This window comes from Pseudomonas pichavaramensis (genome assembly GCF_050473265.1).
GTDB lineage: Bacteria > Pseudomonadota > Gammaproteobacteria > Pseudomonadales > Pseudomonadaceae > Aquipseudomonas.
Genome location: NZ_JBJKFJ010000005.1, coordinates 292721 through 312305, shown reverse-complemented (window position 1 = coordinate 312305; position 19585 = coordinate 292721). Strand labels below are relative to the sequence as shown.

Annotated in this window: 22 protein-coding genes; 10 read left to right on the top strand and 12 right to left on the bottom strand. The window is 62.6% G+C overall.

The window, feature by feature from the left end; genetic code table 11:
• Nucleotides 1-48: 48 nt before the first annotated feature.
• The 7 genes from rluB to ACJRW5_RS10955 all read right to left on the bottom strand — a co-directional run bounded on the left by rluB (nucleotide 49) and on the right by ACJRW5_RS10955 (nucleotide 6025).
• Nucleotides 49-1158 carry a 23S rRNA pseudouridine(2605) synthase RluB gene (gene rluB, locus ACJRW5_RS10985; protein WP_484570546.1) on the bottom strand — a complete coding sequence of 370 codons (1110 nt, stop codon included), beginning with the start codon at nucleotides 1156-1158 and terminating at the stop codon, nucleotides 49-51.
• 160 nt (nucleotides 1159-1318) lie between these two features.
• Entirely contained in the window at nucleotides 1319-1501 is a 183-nt protein-coding gene (locus tag ACJRW5_RS10980; RefSeq protein WP_484570545.1) for a DUF1289 domain-containing protein, read from the bottom strand.
• A gap of 97 nt (nucleotides 1502-1598) precedes the next feature.
• Nucleotides 1599-2387 (bottom strand): SMC-Scp complex subunit ScpB, encoded by a 789-nt coding sequence (scpB, locus tag ACJRW5_RS10975; RefSeq protein WP_484570544.1) that lies wholly within the window; start codon nucleotides 2385-2387, stop codon nucleotides 1599-1601.
• Nucleotides 2384-3142, bottom strand: a complete 759-nt coding sequence (locus tag ACJRW5_RS10970; protein WP_484570586.1) for a segregation and condensation protein A — start codon at nucleotides 3140-3142, stop codon at nucleotides 2384-2386. The genes scpB and ACJRW5_RS10970 overlap by 4 nt, the downstream gene beginning before the upstream one ends.
• 79 nt (nucleotides 3143-3221) lie before the next feature.
• Nucleotides 3222-4436, bottom strand: coding sequence for a tryptophan--tRNA ligase (locus ACJRW5_RS10965; RefSeq protein ID WP_484570543.1), 1215 nt, complete (start codon nucleotides 4434-4436; stop codon nucleotides 3222-3224).
• A gap of 82 nt (nucleotides 4437-4518) precedes the next feature.
• Nucleotides 4519-5145, bottom strand: coding sequence for an L-threonylcarbamoyladenylate synthase (locus tag ACJRW5_RS10960; protein WP_484570542.1), 627 nt, complete (start codon nucleotides 5143-5145; stop codon nucleotides 4519-4521).
• A 13-nt stretch (nucleotides 5146-5158) separates the two neighbouring features.
• On the bottom strand, nucleotides 5159-6025 hold the full coding sequence (locus ACJRW5_RS10955; RefSeq protein ID WP_484570541.1) for a PHP domain-containing protein: 867 nt from the start codon (nucleotides 6023-6025) through the stop codon (nucleotides 5159-5161).
• A gap of 279 nt (nucleotides 6026-6304) precedes the next feature.
• Between ACJRW5_RS10955 and ACJRW5_RS10950 the strand changes: the two genes are divergently transcribed.
• The 5 genes from ACJRW5_RS10950 to ACJRW5_RS10930 all read left to right on the top strand — a co-directional run bounded on the left by ACJRW5_RS10950 (nucleotide 6305) and on the right by ACJRW5_RS10930 (nucleotide 9788).
• Nucleotides 6305-6604 carry a YciI family protein gene (locus ACJRW5_RS10950; RefSeq protein ID WP_484570540.1) on the top strand — a complete coding sequence of 100 codons (300 nt, stop codon included), beginning with the start codon at nucleotides 6305-6307 and terminating at the stop codon, nucleotides 6602-6604.
• A 40-nt stretch (nucleotides 6605-6644) separates the two neighbouring features.
• Nucleotides 6645-7025, top strand: coding sequence for an SH3 domain-containing protein (locus tag ACJRW5_RS10945; protein WP_484570539.1), 381 nt, complete (start codon nucleotides 6645-6647; stop codon nucleotides 7023-7025).
• A gap of 3 nt (nucleotides 7026-7028) precedes the next feature.
• On the top strand, nucleotides 7029-7706 hold the full coding sequence (locus ACJRW5_RS10940; protein ID WP_484570538.1) for a response regulator transcription factor: 678 nt from the start codon (nucleotides 7029-7031) through the stop codon (nucleotides 7704-7706).
• A gap of 279 nt (nucleotides 7707-7985) precedes the next feature.
• On the top strand, nucleotides 7986-8396 hold the full coding sequence (locus tag ACJRW5_RS10935; RefSeq protein ID WP_484570537.1) for a Spy/CpxP family protein refolding chaperone: 411 nt from the start codon (nucleotides 7986-7988) through the stop codon (nucleotides 8394-8396).
• 63 nt (nucleotides 8397-8459) lie between these two features.
• Nucleotides 8460-9788 carry a sensor histidine kinase gene (locus tag ACJRW5_RS10930; RefSeq protein ID WP_484570536.1) on the top strand — a complete coding sequence of 443 codons (1329 nt, stop codon included), beginning with the start codon at nucleotides 8460-8462 and terminating at the stop codon, nucleotides 9786-9788.
• Nucleotides 9789-9821: 33 nt separating this feature from the next.
• Here the strand turns inward: ACJRW5_RS10930 and ACJRW5_RS10925 are convergent, their stop codons facing one another.
• Both ACJRW5_RS10925 and ACJRW5_RS10920 read right to left on the bottom strand, forming a co-directional pair.
• Nucleotides 9822-10382 carry a nitroreductase family protein gene (locus ACJRW5_RS10925; RefSeq protein ID WP_484570535.1) on the bottom strand — a complete coding sequence of 187 codons (561 nt, stop codon included), beginning with the start codon at nucleotides 10380-10382 and terminating at the stop codon, nucleotides 9822-9824.
• Between the two features lie 197 nt (nucleotides 10383-10579).
• Complete coding sequence (locus tag ACJRW5_RS10920) at nucleotides 10580-10951, bottom strand: YkgJ family cysteine cluster protein (protein WP_484570534.1); 372 nt, start codon at nucleotides 10949-10951, stop codon at nucleotides 10580-10582.
• A 149-nt stretch (nucleotides 10952-11100) separates the two neighbouring features.
• Between ACJRW5_RS10920 and ACJRW5_RS10915 the strand changes: the two genes are divergently transcribed.
• Together ACJRW5_RS10915 and ACJRW5_RS10910 are read left to right on the top strand one after the other, a co-directional pair.
• Nucleotides 11101-12555, top strand: coding sequence for a TrkH family potassium uptake protein (locus tag ACJRW5_RS10915; protein ID WP_484570533.1), 1455 nt, complete (start codon nucleotides 11101-11103; stop codon nucleotides 12553-12555).
• Nucleotides 12556-12558: 3 nt separating this feature from the next.
• Entirely contained in the window at nucleotides 12559-14013 is a 1455-nt protein-coding gene (locus ACJRW5_RS10910) for a TrkH family potassium uptake protein (protein ID WP_484570532.1), read from the top strand.
• A gap of 18 nt (nucleotides 14014-14031) precedes the next feature.
• On the opposite strand, the gene ACJRW5_RS10905 is transcribed toward ACJRW5_RS10910, so the two are convergent.
• Complete coding sequence (locus ACJRW5_RS10905) at nucleotides 14032-15045, bottom strand: AraC family transcriptional regulator (protein WP_484570531.1); 1014 nt, start codon at nucleotides 15043-15045, stop codon at nucleotides 14032-14034.
• Nucleotides 15046-15178: 133 nt separating this feature from the next.
• Here ACJRW5_RS10905 and ACJRW5_RS10900 point away from each other — a divergent pair, with 133 nt between their 5' ends.
• The 3 genes from ACJRW5_RS10900 to ACJRW5_RS10890 all read left to right on the top strand — a co-directional run bounded on the left by ACJRW5_RS10900 (nucleotide 15179) and on the right by ACJRW5_RS10890 (nucleotide 17676).
• Complete coding sequence (locus tag ACJRW5_RS10900) at nucleotides 15179-15496, top strand: Mpo1-like protein (RefSeq protein WP_484570530.1); 318 nt, start codon at nucleotides 15179-15181, stop codon at nucleotides 15494-15496.
• 44 nt (nucleotides 15497-15540) lie between these two features.
• Complete coding sequence (locus tag ACJRW5_RS10895; RefSeq protein WP_484570529.1) at nucleotides 15541-16128, top strand: HD domain-containing protein; 588 nt, start codon at nucleotides 15541-15543, stop codon at nucleotides 16126-16128.
• A gap of 159 nt (nucleotides 16129-16287) precedes the next feature.
• Nucleotides 16288-17676, top strand: a complete 1389-nt coding sequence (locus tag ACJRW5_RS10890; RefSeq protein WP_484570528.1) for an adenylate/guanylate cyclase domain-containing protein — start codon at nucleotides 16288-16290, stop codon at nucleotides 17674-17676.
• 43 nt (nucleotides 17677-17719) lie between these two features.
• Here ACJRW5_RS10890 and ACJRW5_RS10885 read toward each other — a convergent pair whose 3' ends face one another.
• On the bottom strand, nucleotides 17720-18757 hold the full coding sequence (locus ACJRW5_RS10885; protein ID WP_484570527.1) for a glycosyltransferase family 4 protein: 1038 nt from the start codon (nucleotides 18755-18757) through the stop codon (nucleotides 17720-17722).
• Nucleotides 18754-19572, bottom strand: coding sequence for a UDP-2,3-diacylglucosamine diphosphatase (locus tag ACJRW5_RS10880; protein WP_484570526.1), 819 nt, complete (start codon nucleotides 19570-19572; stop codon nucleotides 18754-18756). The genes ACJRW5_RS10885 and ACJRW5_RS10880 overlap by 4 nt, the downstream gene beginning before the upstream one ends.
• Nucleotides 19573-19585: the final 13 nt, after the last annotated feature.

The following is a 19585-nucleotide window of genomic DNA, read 5'->3' as shown; positions in this document are numbered from 1 at the left end:
CCCTTCAGACGATAAAAAAGGGACTCCATGGAGTCCCTTTTTCGTTATTCAGCGCTTGCGGCCAAAGCCTGGGCGCTGCCCATCAGCAGAGGGCGAACGCTTGTCCGGCGATGCCGGGCGCGGCTTGCGCGCAGGGCGATCGGCCAGTTCGACCGCCGGACGCGGTTGGCGCTTCTTGGTATCGCCCGGACGTTCGGCGACCGGCGTACCACGGCCATTCTCACGGCGTTCATCACCGCCCCTGCGCGGCGCGCGAGCGCTTTCACCGGCAGCCTCGTCTTTGGCCGGACGCAGCACGCGCTTGCCACGCACCTCCACGGGTTTGGCCGACTTGCGCTGCAGGCGATCAAGCTTGTCGCGGGTCTTTTCCTTCATCGCCGGCAACGCCTGCGGGGTCAGGCCAACTTCAGCGCTGAGAATGTCCACTTCGCGCTGATCCATCTCGCGCCAGCGTCCCATGGTCAGGTTGGAGGTCAGGAACACCGGGCCGAAGCGCACGCGCTTCAGACGGCTGACCACCAGTCCCTGGGATTCCCAAAGACGGCGCACTTCGCGGTTGCGGCCTTCCATCACCACGCAGTGATACCAGTGATTGAAGCCTTCGCCACCCGGCGCTTCCTTGATATCGGTGAACTTGGCCGGACCGTCCTCGAGCATGACGCCCTTCTTCAGGTTCTCCAGCATCTCCTCGGTCACCTCACCGCGTACCCGCACCGCATATTCGCGGTCCATCTGGTAGGACGGGTGCATCAGGCGGTTGGCCAGCTCACCATCGGTGGTGAACAGCAGCAGGCCCGTGGTGTTGATGTCGAGACGGCCGATATTGATCCAACGCCCTTCTTTCGGACGCGGCAAACGGTCGAATACGGTAGGACGGCCTTCCGGGTCGTCACGCGTGCAGATTTCGCCATCGGGCTTGTTGTAGATCAGCACGCGACGTACCGAGCCGGTGATTTCTTCACGCTTGAGCAAACGCCCATCGAGCGCGATGGCGTCGTGGCTGTCGACGCGCTGGCCAAGGGTTGCAGTAGCGCCATTGACCTTGACGCGACCCTCAGTGATCCAGGTCTCCATTTCGCGACGCGAGGCAAGGCCCATACGAGCCAGGACTTTCTGCAATTTCTCGCCTGCAGGACGCGGTTGTTCGTGCTCAGTCATCTTGGGCACCTCCCGGTGTAGTAATGGATGATCGAAGGGCGCGCATCATACGCGCTGTAGAGCCCATAGGGTAGACGATACTGCGGCGGTAGAAGCAAACGTTTACGTGCAGACGCGCCGCCATTCGCCGCGAGGCCCGGCGCCTACAGCAGATGAGCGGTCAGTACTTGCGCCTGCCGGTGGCCTCCAGCGCCAGCAAGCGCATATCGGCCTTAGCCAGCAGCGCCAGACGCTCGTGCTTGTCCAGACGTTTCCAGCCTTTGATTTCCTGGCGACTGCGGCCGCAGCCCAAACAGATATCCTGCTCGAACTCGCAAACCTTGATACAGGGACTCTTGCTCATTGGCGCTCCAGGACCGGGAAGAATCGGATGAGCGCCAGAATAAAGGTCGAGCGATACGCAGCGAGATTGAAGTATTCGATAAACGGCTTAAAGGATATCAATGCAACGGCTCGTCGCCGTCCAGGTCCGCCTCAACGACCTCATCCTCACTCTCTTCACTCAGGCGCAGGTCATCGAAATCGGTCTTGAGTCCTTGCTCCATGTCGTCCAGCTCGGCCAGCAGGCTGCGGAAGCTGGTTTCCTCGCGCGGTTCGGCGACCTCGCCCTCGTCCTGCAAGGCCAAGTCGGCGCGCGCCTGCAACGCCTCAGGCACCTCGGCGTCATCATCCAGGGCCAGCTCCGGCTCGGGCTCCAGTTCGCGCAGGGCTGCCAGCGGCGGCAGCTCGTCGAGACTCTTGAGATTGAAATGATCGAGAAAGCCCTTGGTAGTGGCGAACATCGCCGGGCGCCCGGGCACGTCGCGATAACCCACCACACGAATCCACTCGCGCTCGAGCAACGTCTTGGTGATGTTGCTATTGACCGCCACGCCACGCACATCCTCGATTTCACCGCGGGTGATCGGCTGGCGATAGGCGATCAGCGCCAGGGTCTCCAGCAGTGCACGGGAGTAGCGCTGCGGCCGCTCTTCCCACAACCGCCCGACCCAGGGTGCAAAACGTTCACGCACCTGCAGGCGGTAGCCCGAGGCCACTTCCTTCAACTCGAAGGCACGTCCCTCGCAGGACTGACGCAAGAGTTCCAGCGCGGCCTTGAACTGCTCAGGCTCGGGCCGCTCACCTTCCTCGAACAGCTCAGAAAGACGCTCGAGCGACTGCGCCTTGCCGGAGGCCAACAAAAAGGCTTCGAGCAACCGAGCCAGTTCATGAGGGTCGTTCAGGTTCATTCGGCTCGGGCTCGGACATGGATGGCGGCGAAAGGCTCATTCTGCACCAGCTCGACCAGAGATTCCTTGATCAATTCAAGAACTGCCATGAAAGTCACCACGACGCCAAGCCGCCCTTCTTCGACGGCGAACAAATCGACAAAGGGAACAAAATTGCCGTATTTGAGACGCTCCAGCACTTCACTCATGCGTTCGCGGGTAGACAGCGCCTCACGGGTCACCTGATGGCTTTCGAACATATCAGCGCGTCTCATCACCTCAGCCATCGACAGCAGCACCTCTTCCAGGCTGACATCCGGTAGCAGCTTGCGCGCCCTGGCATCGGGGGCATCCAGCCTGGGCACGACAACGTCTCGCCCAACCCGCGGCAATTCATCCAGATCTTCGGCAGCCGACTTGAAGCGTTCGTACTCTTGGAGACGGCGTATCAGCTCGGCGCGCGGGTCGTCTTCTTCCTCTTCGGTCTCGGTCGAACGTGGCAAGAGCATGCGCGACTTGATTTCGGCGAGCATGGCGGCCATGACCAGATACTCGGCGGCCAGCTCCAGGCGCACCGACTTCATCAGCTCGACATAGCCCATGTACTGCTTGGTGATTTCCGCGACAGGAATATCGAGGATGTCGATGTTCTGTTTGCGAATCAGATAGAGCAGCAGATCCAACGGCCCTTCGAAGGCTTCAAGAAAGACCTCGAGCGCATCCGGAGGAATGTACAGATCCAGCGGCAGCTCAGTGACCGCCTCGCCATATACCAGGGCGAACGGCAGCTCCTGCTGGGCGCCGGCCTGGCTGTCCACAGTGGGCGAGGCGGGTTCAGTCACGACAGACACTCCTTCAGCGATAGTTCAGGCCCATGGCCATACGCACCTCAGCCAGTGTCTCACGCGCCTCGTCCCGGGCATGTTCGGCGCCCTCGGCCAGGATGCTGCGGACCAGGTCCGGGCTGTCCTCGTAATCGATGGCACGCTGCTGCAAAGGCGCCAGTTCGCTCTGCAGCGACGAGCACAGTGCACTCTTGCAATCGAGACAACCGATCGAGGCGCTGCGACAGCCGTCGATAACCCAGTGCAACTGCTCATCGTTGGAGTACAGTTGGTGCAGCGACCAGACCGGGCAACGCTGCGGTTCACCGGGGTCATCACGGTGCACGCGCGCCGGATCGGTTGGCATGCGCCGCAGCTTCCCCTCAATCTCGGCATCGCTGTCGCGCAGGAAAATTGCGTTACTGCTGGACTTGGCCATCTTCTGTCCATCCAGGCCCGGTACTCGCGAGAACTCGGTCAGGATGGGTTGCGGCTCAGCGAGAATCACCTTGCCGCCACCCTCGAGGTAACCAAACAAGCGCTCCTGATCACCCAGAGTCAAGGTGCTCTGCTCCTTGAGCAGCGCACGAGCGGTTTCCAGGGCCTGCGCATCGCCCTGCTCCTGGTAGGCCTTGCGCAAGCTGCTGTAGAGCTTGCCGAGCTTCTTGCCCAGCTTGCCAATGGCCGCTTCGGCCTTCACTTCGAAATCCGGCTCACTGCCGTACAGATGGTTGAAGCGGCGCGCCACTTCGCGGGCGAATTCGATATGCGGCAGCTGATCCGCGCCGACGGGAACCTGCCCGGCACGGTAAAGCAGGATGTCGGCGGCCTGCAGCAACGGATAACCGAGAAAGCCGTAGGTGGAGAGGTCTTTGCCCGCCTGACCTTCCTGTTGCTCCTTGTAGGAGGGCACGCGCTCCAGCCAGCTCAGCGGGCAGATCATCGACAGCAGCAGATGCAGCTCTGCGTGCTCGGGCACCTGCGACTGCACGAACAGCGTGGCCGAGCTGGGGCTGACACCGGCCGCCAGCCAGTCCACGGCCATGTCCATGACATGCTGAGAAAGCTCGCCGACATCGGCGTATTCAGTGGTCAGCGCATGCCAGTCGACGATGCAGAAGAAGCAATCGAACTCGTGCTGCAACTTGACCCAATTCTTCAGCACGCCGTGATAGTGCCCGAGGTGCAGACGACCGCTCGGACGCATTCCTGACAGCACCCGACGCTCGGAGTCGTTAAGGCTCAAACCGTTCTACCCAAAATACAGACAAGGCCACGGAGTATAGGGCAGGTGCACTCACAACGGAAAAGGCGCGTGACAGACCGGCTCAGAGATCGTGAAACGGCGCGGGATCGCCACAGCCGACGCGCAAAACCTCAGGGCTGTCGTCCGCCAGATTGACCACGGTAGAGGCCTCCAGCCCGCCGAAGCCACCGTCGATGATCAGGTCGACATGGTGCTCGAGAATCGGGCGCATCTCGTAGGGGTCGGACATCGGCAGCTCGTCGCCCGGCATGATCAGGCTGACGCTCATCAGGGGTTCGCCGAGCTGCTCCAGCAGCGCCAGGGCGATGGGATGGCTGGGTACGCGAATGCCGATGGTGCGACGCTTGGGATGCAGCAGCATGCGCGGCACTTCACGCGTGGCGTTGAGGATGAAGGTGTAAGGGCCTGGCGTATGGTTCTTCAGCAGGCGAAAGGCTGCGGTGTCGACCTTGGCGAACAGGCCGATCTGCGACAGATCGCGGCAGACCAGGGTGAAGTTGTGCTTGTCGTCGAGCTGGCGCAGGCGACGGATGCGCTCTACCGCATTCTTGTCGCCGATGGCGCAGCCCAGGGCGTAGGAGGAGTCGGTCGGATAGACCACCACACCACCGCCGCGAATGATTTCCACGGCCTGTTTTATCAGGCGCGCTTGGGGGTTTTCCGGGTGAACCTGGAAAAATTGACTCACGCTTGCTCCCTGCTCATGAAGTGACAGCGGATGGCTGTGCATGTTCGAAGCGCTCCCAGAGCGCCGTCAGGTCGTCGGGCAATGGGCGATACATGCCCAGTTCGGACCAGTCACCCGGCGCATGGAAATCGCTGCCGACACTGGCCATCAAGCCAAATTCGCGCGCCAGAATCGCCAGGCCACCGACCTGCTCCGCTGGCTGCATACCATTTACCACCTCCAGAGCATGCCCGCCCAGTGCCGCGAAATCGGCCACCAGACGACGACGCTTACTGCGAGTAAAGTCGTACTGCCACGGATGCGCCAGGCTGATCCACGCTCTGGCCGAACGCAAGGTGGCGAGGGTTTCTTCCAACGTCGGCCAATGCTGTTTCACATCACCCAGCTTGCCCGAGCCCAGCCATTTGCGAAATGCCTCGGCGCGATCACGCACATGGCCGGCGCGCACCAGGAACTCGGCAAAATGTGGCCGCGCCGGTGCGTTGCCACTGTCCCCCAGCTCCTGCTGTACGGCCCGAGCCCCCTGCAGAGCACCCGGCATACCTTTGACCGCCAGACGCCGGTCGATTTCCTCGGCGCGCTGCCAGCGACCATGATGCAGGGCCTCGATGGCGTCGCGCAGCGCAGGCGCTTCGCGTTCGAAGGCATAGCCCAGCACATGAATGGTGGCACCGCCCCAGGTGCAGGACAGCTCGATACCGTTGACCAGACGCATATCCAGCGCCGCTGCAGCGCTACGTGCTTCGTCGAGGCCTTCCAGCGTGTCATGGTCGGTCAGTGCCAGCACACGCACGCCGCGCTCATGGGCCCGCGCCACCAGTACGGCGGGGGCCAGGGCGCCATCGGAGGCGGTGCTGTGGCAATGCAAATCGACAATCATGGCGGCGCTTTCGTTGAGATTGATGTTTGTTATTATGCCCCACATCCGCCGCAAGCAGGCCGTTGAAAAACGTAGGCGAGGCAGCCAGTGCAAGGCAAAAACAGGCGAAAAAGCGCAGTTTACGAGTTGTAAATGAGCATTTTGATCGGACTCGCGCTCGAGCCTGTTTTTAACGCAGCGATGGCAACGCAGATAGTTTTTCAACAGCCTGCTAGGCTGTTGCCGTATGGCGCAAACCCTTCACCCCTCCCCCGCTTCGACCCTGAATTAAGGATTGAGATGCTCTACGCCATCATCGCCACCGACGTCGAAAACTCCCTGGAAAACCGCCTGGCTGCACGCCCCGCTCACCTTGCCCGTCTGGAGCAGCTGAAGCAGGAAGGCCGTCTGCTGCTGGCCGGCCCGCACCCGGCCATCGACAGCAACGATCCGGGCCCGGCAGGCTTCAGCGGTAGCCTGGTGGTTGCCGAATTCGATTCCCTCGAAGCCGCGCAGAAATGGGCCGACGCAGACCCGTACCGTGCCGCAGGCGTCTATGCCGACGTGCTGGTCAAACCCTTCAAGAAAGTGCTGCCCTGAGTAGACAGTCACAACGCTGCTCTCGCAACAAGGAATCGCGATGCGCTCGATCCCGTTGTCCCTGCTTATCGCCCTGGCACTGAGCTGCTCTTTGGCACAGGCAGAAGAGGAAACCGTTCAGCCTGCCGCCCCGACAGCCAGCGTCGATACCGAGAAACAGGTATTGGAGCAGCGCCTGACAGAAAGCGAGCAACTGCGCAGCGAACAGCAATCAAGCAGTGCCGCGCAGCTGCAACGCCTGCGTCAGGAGAACCAACGTCTGCGCCTGCAACTCAAGGAAAGCCAGGCGCAGGTTCAGCCGGGCCTGCTGACCGAGACTCAGACCTGGTTCGCCCTTGGCGCAACCCTCAGCCTGATCTCGATGCTGATCGGTGCCTTGCTGCGTGGCCGTCGTAAAACCCGCCGTGAGTGGATCAACTGAACCATGAGCCGACTGCTACTGATCGACGATGACCAGGAGCTCTGCGAGCTGCTGGCCAGTTGGCTGACCCAGGAAGGCTTCCAGGTCACTGCGTGCCACGAAGCCGGTAGCGCTCGCCAGGCCCTCAACACTCAGGCACCCGACGCGGTGGTGCTGGATGTGATGCTGCCGGACGGCAGCGGCCTCGAGTTGCTCAAACAACTACGCAGCGAGCACGCGGACCTGCCGGTGCTGATGCTGTCAGCCCGCGGCGAGCCGCTGGACCGCATCCTCGGCCTGGAACTGGGCGCCGATGATTATCTGGCCAAACCCTGCGACCCACGCGAGCTGACCGCCCGCCTGCGCGCAGTGCTACGTCGTACCACCCCGACACCGACCAGCAGTCAGCTGGAGCTGGGCGATCTCAACTTCAGCCCCAATCGTGGCGTGGTCAGCGTCGGTGAACATGACATTCCACTGACCCTGTCCGAAAGTCGCCTGCTGGAAGCATTGCTACACCAACCTGGCGAGCCGGTGGACAAACAGGCGCTGGCGCAACTGGCTTTGGGCCGCAAGCTGACACTCTATGACCGCAGCCTGGATATGCACGTCAGCAACCTGCGCAAGAAGCTCGGCCCACACCCGGACGGACGCCCACGCATTCTGGCCCTGCGCAGCCGTGGCTATTACTACGCCCCCTGATCAGCGCTGCACCAACGTAAATCGCCTGCAACATCGCCTTTACCCAAGCTTTACCATCGCCTGACTGCCCTTGACCTTGACCGCCGCATAATGAGCCCATCCGGTACTTACCGGCCTCGGAACCTGTTTACGACCTGCTGCGCGTCGGCCCTGCTGCGTTGAAAACAGACTCGGAATGCTCATGTACAACAGTACACTCCGCCTCCTCGTCTGTTTTCGCCTTGCATGACTCTAGCTCGCTAGATCGTAAAACAGGTTCTTCAGACAAGGAGAATCACCATGCGCAAGACCCTTACCGCCCTGCTGCTCGCCGCCACCCTGCCGACCCTGGCCTTCGCCATGCCCATGCAGGATGGCCCGCGTCATCACGACCGCGGCCCTGGCATATTCAAGGAGTTGAACCTGAGCAAGGAACAGCGCCAGGAGTTCCGCAAGCTGATGGGCGAGCAGATGAAAACCCATCGCGACATTACCAAGCGCTATCTGGACAAGTTGCCGGAAGCCGAAAAGCAGGCCATGAAGAAAGAATTGGAAAAGGTCCGCGCCGACCAGCACAAGGCCCTGCGTGACCTGCTCAACCCGGAACAGCAGAAAGCTTTCGACGAGCATCAGAAGAAGATGGAAGCACGCCGCGCCGAAATGGCCGAATTCAAGGCCTGGAAGGCCGAGAAGGACAAGAAAGCCAACTGAATCCATCGCAATCAATCCGCCGCCGCGCCTTCGGGCCCGGCGGCTTCTGCATGAGGAGTTACCGTGCGTTCATTATTCTGGCGCATTCTGGCAACATTCTGGCTGGCCATCGCCCTGGTAGCTGGCCTGTCATTGCTGCTCGGCCGCGCCCTGAATCAGGACGCCTGGATCCTCAGCCTGCATCCGGGCCTCGATGATCTGGATAGCAAGTGGGTCAAGCACTACGAGAGCCAGGGCCCGGAGGCTGCTCAGAACTTTCTCGAACAGCGCAAACGTCAATACCGCATCGACACCCAGGTCCTCGGCGAGAGTGGACAACCACTGGTCCGGGGCACCTTCCCCTCCCGCGCTGCCGCTTTCGAGGCCCGTCAGCGAGACGACCGCCGCCTGCCCTGGCGCCGTTTGACGGCCGAATACACCAGCCCGGAAAGCGGCGAAAGCTACCTGTTCATCTATCGTATTCCTCACCCGGAGCTCGCCGCCTGGCACCGCGGCAGCCTGTTCTGGCCACTCAGTGCCCTGGCGATAGCCTTGGTGGTATTGACGCTGTTCAGCCTGATGCTGACCTTGTCGATCACCCGCCCATTGGATCGTCTACGCGGCGCCGTGCACGACCTGGGGCAGACCACCTACCAGCAGAACAGCCTCGCCCGCCTGGCCACCCGCCGCGATGAACTGGGCCTGCTGGCCAAGGACTTCAACCGTATGGGTGAGCGCCTGCAAGGGCTGATTGGCAGTCAGCGCCAGTTACTGCGTGACGTCTCCCACGAACTACGCTCGCCTCTGGCCCGGCTGCGTATCGCCCTGGCCCTGGCAGAACGCGCTGACGCTGCGGAGCGAGACAAACTCTGGCCGCGTCTCAGCCAGGAATGTGACCGTCTGGAAGCACTGATCAGCGAGATTCTTGCGCTCGCCCGCCTGGATGCCGATCCAGGCGCCGCCCAGCCGGTGGACCTGGGCGCGCTGCTCGACAAGCTGAGAGAAGACGCGCGCCTGACCGAACCGCAACAACAGTTGCAGATCGACCTCGATCAGGAAGCACGCCTGGAAGGCTGGCCGGACATGCTCGAGCGCGCACTCGACAATCTGCTGCGCAACGCCCTGCGCTTCAACCCGGCGGATCGCCCTATCGTCATCAGTGTGCAGCGCCAGGGACAGGACGTCTTGCTCAGCGTGCGTGACCATGGCCCTGGAGTGGCCAGCGAACACCTGCAGCAGCTCGGCAAACCCTTCTTCCGCGCGCCTGGCCAGAGCGGCTCCGGCCACGGCCTGGGCCTGGCCATCGCGCGCCGTGCAGCACAGCGTCATGGCGGTGAACTGCTGCTGAACAACCACCCGCAAGCCGGTTTCGTCGCCACACTCAGGCTGCCGCTCAAGCAGCAGCTGAGTTGATCGACTTGGCGCGTAGCCCGGATGTAATCCGGGCTAGCCGTTCCAGGCGCTGACGAAGTCCTCTGGCGCCAGCTCCGGCGCACGACGTAGCTCGCGTTCAGGTGTACCGAGATAGAGATAGGCGATGATCTGCTCGTCCGCTGCCAGGCCCAGGCCTTGGGCAACATGCGCGTCATAGGCCATGTCACCGGTACGCCAGACGGCACCGATACCCTGAGCATGTGCAGCCAGCAGCATGCCGTGTGCCGCGCAACCGGCAGCGATCACCTGCTCGACTTCAGGCACCTTGGGATGTGCCTGCACCCGCGCGATCACGACAACCAGCAGCGGTGCACGCAACGGCATACCACGTGCCTTGTTCAGCGCCTCTTGCGCAGCTTGCGGGTCTTTCGCCTGCAACGCCCCGGCGAACAGCTCCCCCATGCGCTCGCGCGCCTCGCCCTCTATCGTCAGAAAACGCCACGGACGCAGTTGCCCATGATCGGGCGCACGCAGGGCTGCACGAAACAGCAGCTCACGCTGCGCAGCATCCGGCGCTGGCTCGACCAGACGAGGAACGGAAACACGGTTGAGCAGAGCGTCGAGAGCCTCCATCGGCCACCTCCGAGAAACAAGGGAGTGCATTTTCAATGCGACAAGTGGCGGGCCGCAAGTCGGTGTGCTCGCAGGCGTGTGGACTGCTGGTGCAGGAGCCCCGCCCCGGGGCGAGGCTTTTCCATTGGGAGCGCCTGAACGATCACATCCGCCGCGGGGCGCGACTCCAACTTGAAACTTGCGACTTGCCGCCGCGTTCAGGCCACGCGATCCGGCGATATGACTGGCTGCACCGGTGGTGTCAGCGGAGGCAGACCGTGGGCCTTGCGCGCGTCATCGCAACGCGGGTTGTGCACGCCGTTCGCCCAGGACGCTTCGAACTCGCGGCAACTGCTCGAACGCTGTTCGTACATGGTGCAGCGCACGCCGCAGCCGACATCACCCAGCAACTGGGTACAGCGCGCCGGTTTGCTCTCCGTGCCGCGCATCGCGACGTAGTGAGGGTTGATCTGGACGACCTGTTCGTCGGGCACAGTTCCGCCGGCTGACTGGCATTCGCCCCAGAAGAAGGACACACGAAAAAACGCGCAGCAGGCGCCGCACGTGAGACAGGGATTAGCTTCGGACATTTTGAGAAGGACTCGGAAACCGACGGACGCGGGCAACTGGCGGCTATTCTATGCTTGGCCATGTGCTTGTAAAGCCCCCTCCTGCAGCGGTTTACAGCCGCCCGTCCGCGGGTAGAATGGCGCCCTTCAACTCCGTCAGAGCCCCCTACATGGCCTTGCCGACGCTACGCATCATCGGTTTCATCATCGGCATATTCCTGATTACCCTTGCGGTGAGCATGGCCATCCCCATGCTGACCCTGCTGATCTTCGAGCACCCCGAAGATCTCAACGCGTTTCTCTGGTCCAGCCTGATCACCCTGATTGCCGGCCTGGCGCTGGTCATTCCTGGCCGCCCACAGAACGCTCAGCTGCGCCCGCGTGACATGTATCTGCTCACCACTGGAAGCTGGAGCGTGGTGTGCAGTTTCGCAGCCCTGCCGATGATGTTGATCGCGCACATCAGTTACACCGACGCGGTGTTCGAAACCATGTCGGGCATCACTACCACCGGTTCCACTGTGCTCACCGGGCTGGACCACATGTCGCCGGGCATCCTCATCTGGCGCTCCATGCTGCAATGGCTGGGCGGTATCGGCTTCATCGGCATGGCGGTGGCGATTCTGCCGTTGCTGCGCGTCGGCGGCATGCGCCTGTTCCAGACCGAATCGTCGGACTGGGGCGAGAAGGTGATGCCACGCTCGCACGTGGCGGCCAAGTACCTGCTCCTGGTGTACGTAGCACTCACTCTGTTCGGGGTTCTGGCCTACTGGGCCGCCGGCATGAATCTGTTCGATGCCGTCAACCACGCCATGACCTCGATCTCCACCGGCGGCTACTCCACCTCGGATTCGTCACTGGCCAACTGGCCGCAACCAGCCGTGCACTGGACCGCCGTGGTGCTGATGCTGCTCGGCGGCATGCCCTTCATGCTCTACGTCGCCTTCGTCCGCGGCAATCGCCATGCCTTGTTCAGGGACCATCAGGTACGCGGCTTCATCGGTTTCCTGCTGCTGACCTGGCTGGTCTTCGGCACCTGGCTGTGGATCAACTCTGACTATGCCTGGCTCGACGCCATTCGCATCGTCGCGGTGAACGTTACCTCGGTGGTCACCACCACCGGCTTCGCCCTCGGTGACTACACCACCTGGGGCAGCTTCGCGGTCTTGCTGTTCTTCTACCTGACCTTCATGGGCGGCTGCTCCGGCTCGACCTCGGGCGGTTTGAAGATCTTCCGCTTCCAGGTCGCCTACGTGCTGCTCAAGGCCAACCTGATGCAGCTGGTGCACCCACGAGCGGTGATCAAGCAGCAGTACAACAACCACAACCTGGACGAGGAGATCGTGCGCTCGCTGATCACCTTCTCCTTCTTCTTCACCATCACCATCGGCGTCCTGGCACTGGCGCTGACCCTGACCGGCCTGGACTGGGTCACCGCCCTGACCGGCGCCGCCACCGCGGTGTGCAACGTCGGGCCGGGCCTCGGCCCGATCATCGGCCCCGCCGGCAACTTCGCCAGCCTACCAGACTCAGCCAAGTGGCTGCTGTCGATCGGCATGCTGCTGGGTCGCCTGGAAATCCTCACCGTGCTAGTGCTGATCACCCGCAGCTTCTGGAAACACTGACCGATGCCTCTTTCCAGCCTGCGCATCCTTGCCTTCATCAACGGCATCTTCCTCATCACCCTGGCCCTGAGCATGCTGGTGCCGGTGATCACTTTGCTGATCTTCGAGCAACCGCAGGGCATCAATGCCTTCCTCTGGTCCAGCCTGATCACCGCCCTGACCGGCATCGTCATGATCGCTCAGGGCCGGCCGCAGCAAACCCAGCTGCGCCCGCGCGACATGTACATGTTGACGGTCTCCAGCTGGGTGATGGTCTCGATCTTCGCCGCACTGCCGTTTCTCTTCGCCGAGCGCGCGAGCATCACCGACGCCTACTTCGAGAGCATGTCCGGCATCACCGCCACCGGCGCCACGGTCTTCAGCGGCCTGGACAACATGTCGCCGGGCACGCTGATCTGGCGCTCGCTGCTGCACTGGCTCGGCGGCATCGGCTTCATCGCCATGGCCGTGGCGATTCTGCCGATGCTGCGCATCGGTGGCATGCGCCTGTTCCAGACCGAGTCTTCGGACCGCTCGGAGAAGGTCATGCCGCGCTCGCACATGGTCGCCAAGTACATGGTGCTGGCCTACGTCGGGCTCAGCGCCATCGCCGTGTTGGCTTTCTGGCTGGCCGGAATGGGCCTGTTCGACTCGATCAACCACGCCATGTCGGCGATCGCTACCGGCGGTTTCTCCACCTCCGACTCGTCGCTGGGCAAGTGGCAGCAGCCCGCCATTCACTGGGTCGCGGTAGTGGTGATGATTCTCGGCAGCCTGCCCTTCGTGCTGTATGTCACGGCATTGCGCGGTAATTACCGGCCACTGCTGCGTGATGCCCAGGTACACGGCTTTCTTCTACTCTTGTTGAGCAGTTGGCTGATCCTGGCTAGCTGGAAGTGGCTCACCACCGACCTCTATTGGCTCGATGCGCTGCGCCTGGTGGCGGTGAACATCACCTCGATCATGACCACCACGGGTTTCGCCGTCGGCGACTACCACCTGTGGGGGCCGTTCGCCAGCATGATCTTCTTCTACCTGGGCTTCGTCGGCGGCTGCTCCGGCTCCACCGCCGGCGGCCTGAAAGTATTCCGTTTCCAGGTGGCCTACATTCTGCTCAAGGCCAACCTCAAGCAACTGATCCACCCGCGTGCGGTGATCAAGCAGCAGTACAACCGCCACCGTCTGGACGAGGACATCGTTCGCTCGATCCTGGCCTTCGCCTTCTTCTACACCATCACCATCGCGACGCTGGCGCTGGCCGTGGCCATGTGCGGAGTGGACTGGATCACCTCGCTCACCGGCGCCGCCGCCATGGTGTCCGGGGTGGGCCCGGGGATGGGCGAGATGGTCGGTCCGGCCGGCAACTACGCCGGCATTCCCGACCTGGCCAAGTGGCTGCTGACGCTGGGCATGCTGCTTGGGCGCCTGGAGATTCTCACCGTGCTGGTACTGCTGTTCCCCGCCTTCTGGCGACATTGAGACGGCAGAACGCCCCTCTCACTGGACGGGCACTCGCCGGCTGCGGTATTCCCCCGGCGTCTCGCCGAACCAGCGGCGAAACGCCCTGAAGAAGTTGCTGGGGTCGGCAAAGCCCAGCAGATAGGCCACCTCCAGCAGCGTCAGATCGACCTGCCCCAGGTACTGCTCGGCCAGCTCGCGGCGGGTATCGTCGAGCAACTGCTGGTAGCTGGTGCCCTCCTCCTGCAGCCGTCGCTGCAAGGTGCGCTGCGACAGGTGCAGCGCCTGCGCCACCACTTCGCGTCGCGGCTCTCCCTGCGGCAACAGGCGGCACAGCATCTGGCGCGCCTGATGGGTCACCCGGCTGCTGCAGAAACGCGCCAGATACTCCCCGGCAAAGCGGTCGTGCAGCTGCGCCAGGGCCTCGTTGGCGCTGGGTAGCGGCGCTTCCAGATCGGCGCGTTCGAAGATCAGCCCATAGTGCTCGGCATTGAACTTCAACGGCGCCTGGAACACCTGCTGATAGGGCGTTAGGTCGGCAGGCGCCGGGCCTTGCAGGCGGATCTCACGCGGCCGAATCAACTTGCCGGTCATCCACCGGCAGAACGCCAGGCAGTAGGCCAGCGAGGCCTCGGCGCTCTGCCGTGCCGGTGGCAGGCGGTCGCCATGGATGGCCAGGGTCAGTGCGTAACCGTCGGGCTGCGCCAGGAAATTCAGGTCAGCCCCTTCGCCGATGATGCGCTGGTAGCGCACCAGGCGGGTGAAACCGTCGCGCAGGTTGCGGCTGGACATCAGCGCATAGCCCACCACATGGAAGGACGCCGGGCGCACCACCTGCGCCATGTTCAGACCGATCGCCGGGTTACCGGACAGGGCCACAGCGCGCTGCCACAGGCGGGTCATACCATCTTGCGGAAAACGCGCATCCGGGTCGTTCAGCGCGGCATAGTCCATGCCCAGCTCGGCGAACAGCCCAGCACAATCGACACCGCCCAGCTCCAGTGCCTGCACGATCGCCAGGGCCCAATTGGAAGATGTGGTTCTTTCACTCATCGTCTTGTTCTTATGTAGATCAGGCCAGCAAGGTCATAGTTGGCGGCCCAAGGATACTAGACTGGCACCTTAAGTCAGTGGCCCATGGAGACAGCCGCTCTAGACTGACCATGACAATAACAGGAGGTGCGCCATGACCGCCCAGACCACCGAACGCTTCCAGAGCTTCGCCGAGTTCTACCCCTATTACCTGCAGGAGCACAGCAACCCGGTGTGTCGCCGCCTGCACTATGCCGGCAGCCTGCTGGTGCTGGCGATCCTCGCCTACGCCCTGGCCACTCAGCAATGGCTGTGGCTGCTGGCCATGCCGCTGGCCGGTTATGGCTTCGCCTGGGTCGGCCACTTCGTTTTCGAGAAGAACCGCCCCGCCACCTTCCAATACCCGCTCTACAGCCTGATGGGCGACTGGGTGATGCTCAAGGATGCCTTTACCGGCCGGATTCGCCTCTGAAATCTGCCGCGCCAATCCACCACCACAATAAGAACGAGAAAGCCATGAATAGCCGAGCCCGCTTTACCCACATGCAAGACGGCCTGGCCGAGGATTGGGCCATCATCGCCCAGGACTTTGCCGCCTATGCAGCCCAACTGCCCGCACGCATCCTCGATCACCTGCGCCTGCTCGATGGCGATTTTGGCGGTTTCCCGGTCGACCGTCTGACCCACTCATTGCAAACCGCCACCCGTGCTCATCGTGACGGGCGCGACGAGGAGTATGTGGTCTGCGCGCTGCTGCATGACATCGGTGACACCCTCGGCAGCTACAACCACCCGGATATCGCAGCGGCGATCCTCAAGCCCTTCGTCAGCACCGAGAATCACTGGATGGTGGAAAAGCATGGAATATTCCAGGGCTACTACTTCTTCCATCACTTGGGCATGGATCGCCACCTGCGCGAGCAGTTCAAGGATCATCCGCAGTATCAGGCCACCATCGAGTTCTGTGCCAAGTACGATGCTGCCGCTTTCGATCCGCACTACGACAGTCTGCCGCTGGAGTACTTCGTGCCCATGCTGCAACGGGTGTTCGCCAAACCGAAGAACTCCATTTACCTGGCCGCCATGGAAGACAAAGGCGCCTGACCGCCGGCCACTGTTACGCCACCGTTCGGCGGCCATGCTTGGCTGGCTGCCACCCCCTTGGTTATGATCCCCGCCCATCGAGCCTCTGGCTCAGGTCTTGCAGACCAGCCAGGCGTCCAGCAAGAGACGCCAGAAATCCAGCAGGGACAGTTCCAGCAGATGAAGTCAGTCACCTCCAGCCGTGCCAACGGGCTCCCGACGCCGCCGTTGCGCGAATACTATTCGCGCGTGCTGGCCTATATCGCCACGGCCGCCAGCATCGCCGCCGGGACCTACGTCGGGCATTTCGCCTACGACATCCTGTGGATGGTGCCCTACGCTCTGCTCTACCCGCATCTGGCACACAACCTCAGCCGCCGCTTCAAGCGCGACTATCCGGGGCAGACCGATCTCACCCTGCTGTTCCTCGACTCGCTGCACGCCGGTGCTGCTTGCGTGCTGCTGGGTTTCTCCAGCGTGCCCAGCCTGATGTTCATGCTGATCCTCTGCTTCAGCGCATTGGTCATAGGTGGCCTGCGCTACCTGGGCCTGGCGTTGCTGGTCGCCGCCAGTGGCATGGCGTTGTGCGCGGCACTGGTCAAGGTTCATCTCAATACCGAAACGCCGACACTGGTTGCCCTGGTCAGCATTCTCTTCGCCACCTTCTACATCTGCATCACCGCCTACTTCGTCAACCAGCAGGGCTTGCGCCTGGCGCAGGTGCGCAGCGAGATCAAACGTGAGCAGGAGAAGGCCGCGCGCCTGGCTCGCAACCTGGCCAAGTACCTGTCGCCGCAGGTATGGGAGTCGATCTTCACCGGCAAGAAGACCGTACGCCTGGAAACCCAGCGCAAGAAACTCACCGTGTTCTTCTCCGACATCAAGGGGTTCACCGAGCTTTCCGAAGAGCTGGAAGCCGAGGCGCTGACCGACCTGCTCAACACCTACCTCAACGAGATGTCGAAGATCTGCCTGAAATATGGCGGCACCATCGACAAGTTCATCGGTGACTGCGTCATGGTGTTCTTCGGTGACCCCAGCAGCAACGGCGCCAAGAAGGATGCGGTGGCAGCGGTGTCCATGGCCATCGCCATGCGCAAGCACATGAAGGTGCTGCGCCAGCAATGGCGTGCCCAGGGCATCACCAAGCCGCTGGAAATCCGCATGGGCCTCAACACCGGCTACTGCACGGTCGGTAACTTCGGCGCCGACACACGCATGGACTACACCATCATCGGCCGCGACGTGAACCTCGCCAGCCGCCTGGAAAGCGCGGCGGAATCTGGCGAGATTCTCATCTCCCACGAGACCTACTCGCTGGTCAAGGACGTGATCATGTGCCGTGACAAGGGCCAGATCACGGTCAAGGGCTTCACCCGTCCGGTGCAGATCTATCAGGTGGTGGATTTCCGCCGCGACCTGGGCGCCACCTCCAGCTACGTCGAGCACGAGCTACCGGGCTTCTCCATGTACCTCGACACCAACGGCATCCAGAACTTCGACAAGGAACGCGTGATCCAGGCGCTCAACCAGGCCGCCGAGAAGCTGCGCGACAAGGTCATTCTGTAAGGCCAGCCGCCTCCCGGTGCGCGCGGCGCACCGGGGGAACCCGCTACCTCCCCTCCACCAACACCTCGCTCAACACCGCCGGCTCGCCATCGATCAGCGGCTGCAATGTCAAGAACTCCAGCGCCGAGGCGCGCCAGGACTGCGCAGCTGCCAGTTCGGCGCAACGCCCGCGATCCAGCTGCAACGCCGCCAGACAGGCCGCCCCCAGATCCTCGTCCATCACGCCGCTCTGTCCCTGCTGCAACACGTCCAACGGACCCGCAACAGGAAAAGCAGCAACCGGTGTGCCACAGGCCAGCGCCTCCAGCATCACCAGGCCATAGGTGTCGGTACGCGAAGGAAAAACCAGCACCGAGGCCTGCCGATAGGCCTCGGCCAGCTCCCGCTCACGGCGATACCCGAGAAAGTGCACCTGCGGGTAGCGCAACTGCAGCGCTTCACGCTGCGGTCCATCGCCTACCACACGCTTCTCGCCGGGCAGTTGCAGATCGAGAAAGGCCTGCAGATTCTTCTCCGGGGCAATACGTCCGACGTACAGAAACACCGGTTGCACGGGACGAGGCTGTCCCTCAGCCGGGCTGAACAAGCCGGTATCCACGCCCTTGCGCCACAATTGCAGCCGACGCAAGTCCCAGCCGGCGAACTCCTCACGTAATCGTTCGGTGGTCACCAGTACTGCCTGGCTGGGGCGGTGAAACGCGCGCAGAAACGCGTACCCCCAACGCGGCGCGATCCAGGGCCAGCGGGTGCTGACATACTCGGGAAAGCGTGTATGGATCGCCGTGGAAAACGCCAGACCACGCTTGACCAGCCAACGCCGCGCCGCCCACCCCAAGGGGCCTTCGGTGGCGAGATGAACGCAGTCGGGGCGGAAATCGCGAATCGCCGCCCCAACGCGCCATAGATCCCACACCAGCGGTATTTCCGGGTAGGTCGGGCACGGCACAGCGCGAAAATCGGCGGGCGACAGTAGCTTGACCTGATGGCCCAGCCCGCGCAGCTCGCTGATCAGCGCCGCCAGGCTGGTGACCACCCCATTGACCTGGGGCGACCAGGCATCGGAGACGATCAGTATCCTCATGCACCGGTCTCGAGCGCCACGGTCTGCGCATCGCTGGCCTCTCGCGCCTGCGCCTCGGCCAGGCGGTAAAGCTCGATCTGCCCGTCCCAGTGCTCGATCAGTGCCGTGCAGGATTCGACCCAGTCACCGCAGTTCATGTACTCGACGCCGCTCACCTGGCGAATCTCGGCGTGGTGGATGTGGCCGCAGACGACACCCTGCAGACCGCGCTTGACGCACTCATGGGCGATGGCTTCCTCGAAGTCGCTGATGAAGTTCACCGCCGTCTTGACCTTGTGCTTGAGGTACGCCGACAGCGACCAGTAACCGTAGCCCCAGCGACTGCGCCAGTGGTTCAGCCAGCGGTTGAGGGTCAGGGTGAATTCGTAAGCCGAGTCGCCGAGAAAGGCCAGCCAGCGATGGTAGCGGGTGATCACGTCGAACTGATCACCATGAATCACCAGCAACTGACGGCCATCAGCGGTGACGTGCACCGCCTCGTCGACCAACTGGATATTGCCCAGCAGCAGGCTCGAATAGCGGCGCAGGAACTCGTCATGGTTGCCGGTGACATAGATCACCTCGGTGCCACGCTTGCTCATGGTCAGCAGGCGGCGGATGACGTTGGTGTGTGCCTGCGGCCAGTAGATGCCGCCGCGCAGCTTCCAGCCGTCGATGATGTCACCCACCAGGTAGATGCGGTCGGCGTGGTAACGCTTGAGAAAGGCCGCCAGGTGCTCGGCCTGACAGTCGCGAGTACCGAGATGCACATCGGAGATCCACAGGGTGCGGACACGTTGCTTGCGGGTGGGCTTGGCGAGCTGGGCGCTGGTCATGGGCTGCCTCCGG

Bases quoted from the DNA above. Each gene is read 5' to 3' on its own strand.
- ACJRW5_RS10885 (WP_484570527.1), bottom strand. From the start codon at position 18,757: ATGAGGATACTGATCGTCTCCGATGCCTGGTCGCCCCAGGTCAATGGG.
- ACJRW5_RS10890 (WP_484570528.1), top strand. From the start codon at position 16,288: ATGAAGTCAGTCACCTCCAGCCGTGCCAACGGGCTCCCGACGCCGCCG.
- ACJRW5_RS10915 (WP_484570533.1), top strand. From the start codon at position 11,101: ATGGCCTTGCCGACGCTACGCATCATCGGTTTCATCATCGGCATATTC.
- ACJRW5_RS10920 (WP_484570534.1), bottom strand. From the start codon at position 10,951: ATGTCCGAAGCTAATCCCTGTCTCACGTGCGGCGCCTGCTGCGCGTTT.
- ACJRW5_RS10905 (WP_484570531.1), bottom strand. From the start codon at position 15,045: ATGAGTGAAAGAACCACATCTTCCAATTGGGCCCTGGCGATCGTGCAG.
- ACJRW5_RS10935 (WP_484570537.1), top strand. From the start codon at position 7,986: ATGCGCAAGACCCTTACCGCCCTGCTGCTCGCCGCCACCCTGCCGACC.
- ACJRW5_RS10895 (WP_484570529.1), top strand. From the start codon at position 15,541: ATGAATAGCCGAGCCCGCTTTACCCACATGCAAGACGGCCTGGCCGAG.
- ACJRW5_RS10940 (WP_484570538.1), top strand. From the start codon at position 7,029: ATGAGCCGACTGCTACTGATCGACGATGACCAGGAGCTCTGCGAGCTG.
- ACJRW5_RS10880 (WP_484570526.1), bottom strand. From the start codon at position 19,572: ATGACCAGCGCCCAGCTCGCCAAGCCCACCCGCAAGCAACGTGTCCGC.
- ACJRW5_RS10925 (WP_484570535.1), bottom strand. From the start codon at position 10,382: ATGGAGGCTCTCGACGCTCTGCTCAACCGTGTTTCCGTTCCTCGTCTG.
- ACJRW5_RS10955 (WP_484570541.1), bottom strand. From the start codon at position 6,025: ATGATTGTCGATTTGCATTGCCACAGCACCGCCTCCGATGGCGCCCTG.
- ACJRW5_RS10910 (WP_484570532.1), top strand. From the start codon at position 12,559: ATGCCTCTTTCCAGCCTGCGCATCCTTGCCTTCATCAACGGCATCTTC.
- ACJRW5_RS10980 (WP_484570545.1), bottom strand. From the start codon at position 1,501: ATGAGCAAGAGTCCCTGTATCAAGGTTTGCGAGTTCGAGCAGGATATC.
- rluB (WP_484570546.1), bottom strand. From the start codon at position 1,158: ATGACTGAGCACGAACAACCGCGTCCTGCAGGCGAGAAATTGCAGAAA.
- ACJRW5_RS10950 (WP_484570540.1), top strand. From the start codon at position 6,305: ATGCTCTACGCCATCATCGCCACCGACGTCGAAAACTCCCTGGAAAAC.
- ACJRW5_RS10900 (WP_484570530.1), top strand. From the start codon at position 15,179: ATGACCGCCCAGACCACCGAACGCTTCCAGAGCTTCGCCGAGTTCTAC.
- scpB (WP_484570544.1), bottom strand. From the start codon at position 2,387: ATGAACCTGAACGACCCTCATGAACTGGCTCGGTTGCTCGAAGCCTTT.
- ACJRW5_RS10945 (WP_484570539.1), top strand. From the start codon at position 6,645: ATGCGCTCGATCCCGTTGTCCCTGCTTATCGCCCTGGCACTGAGCTGC.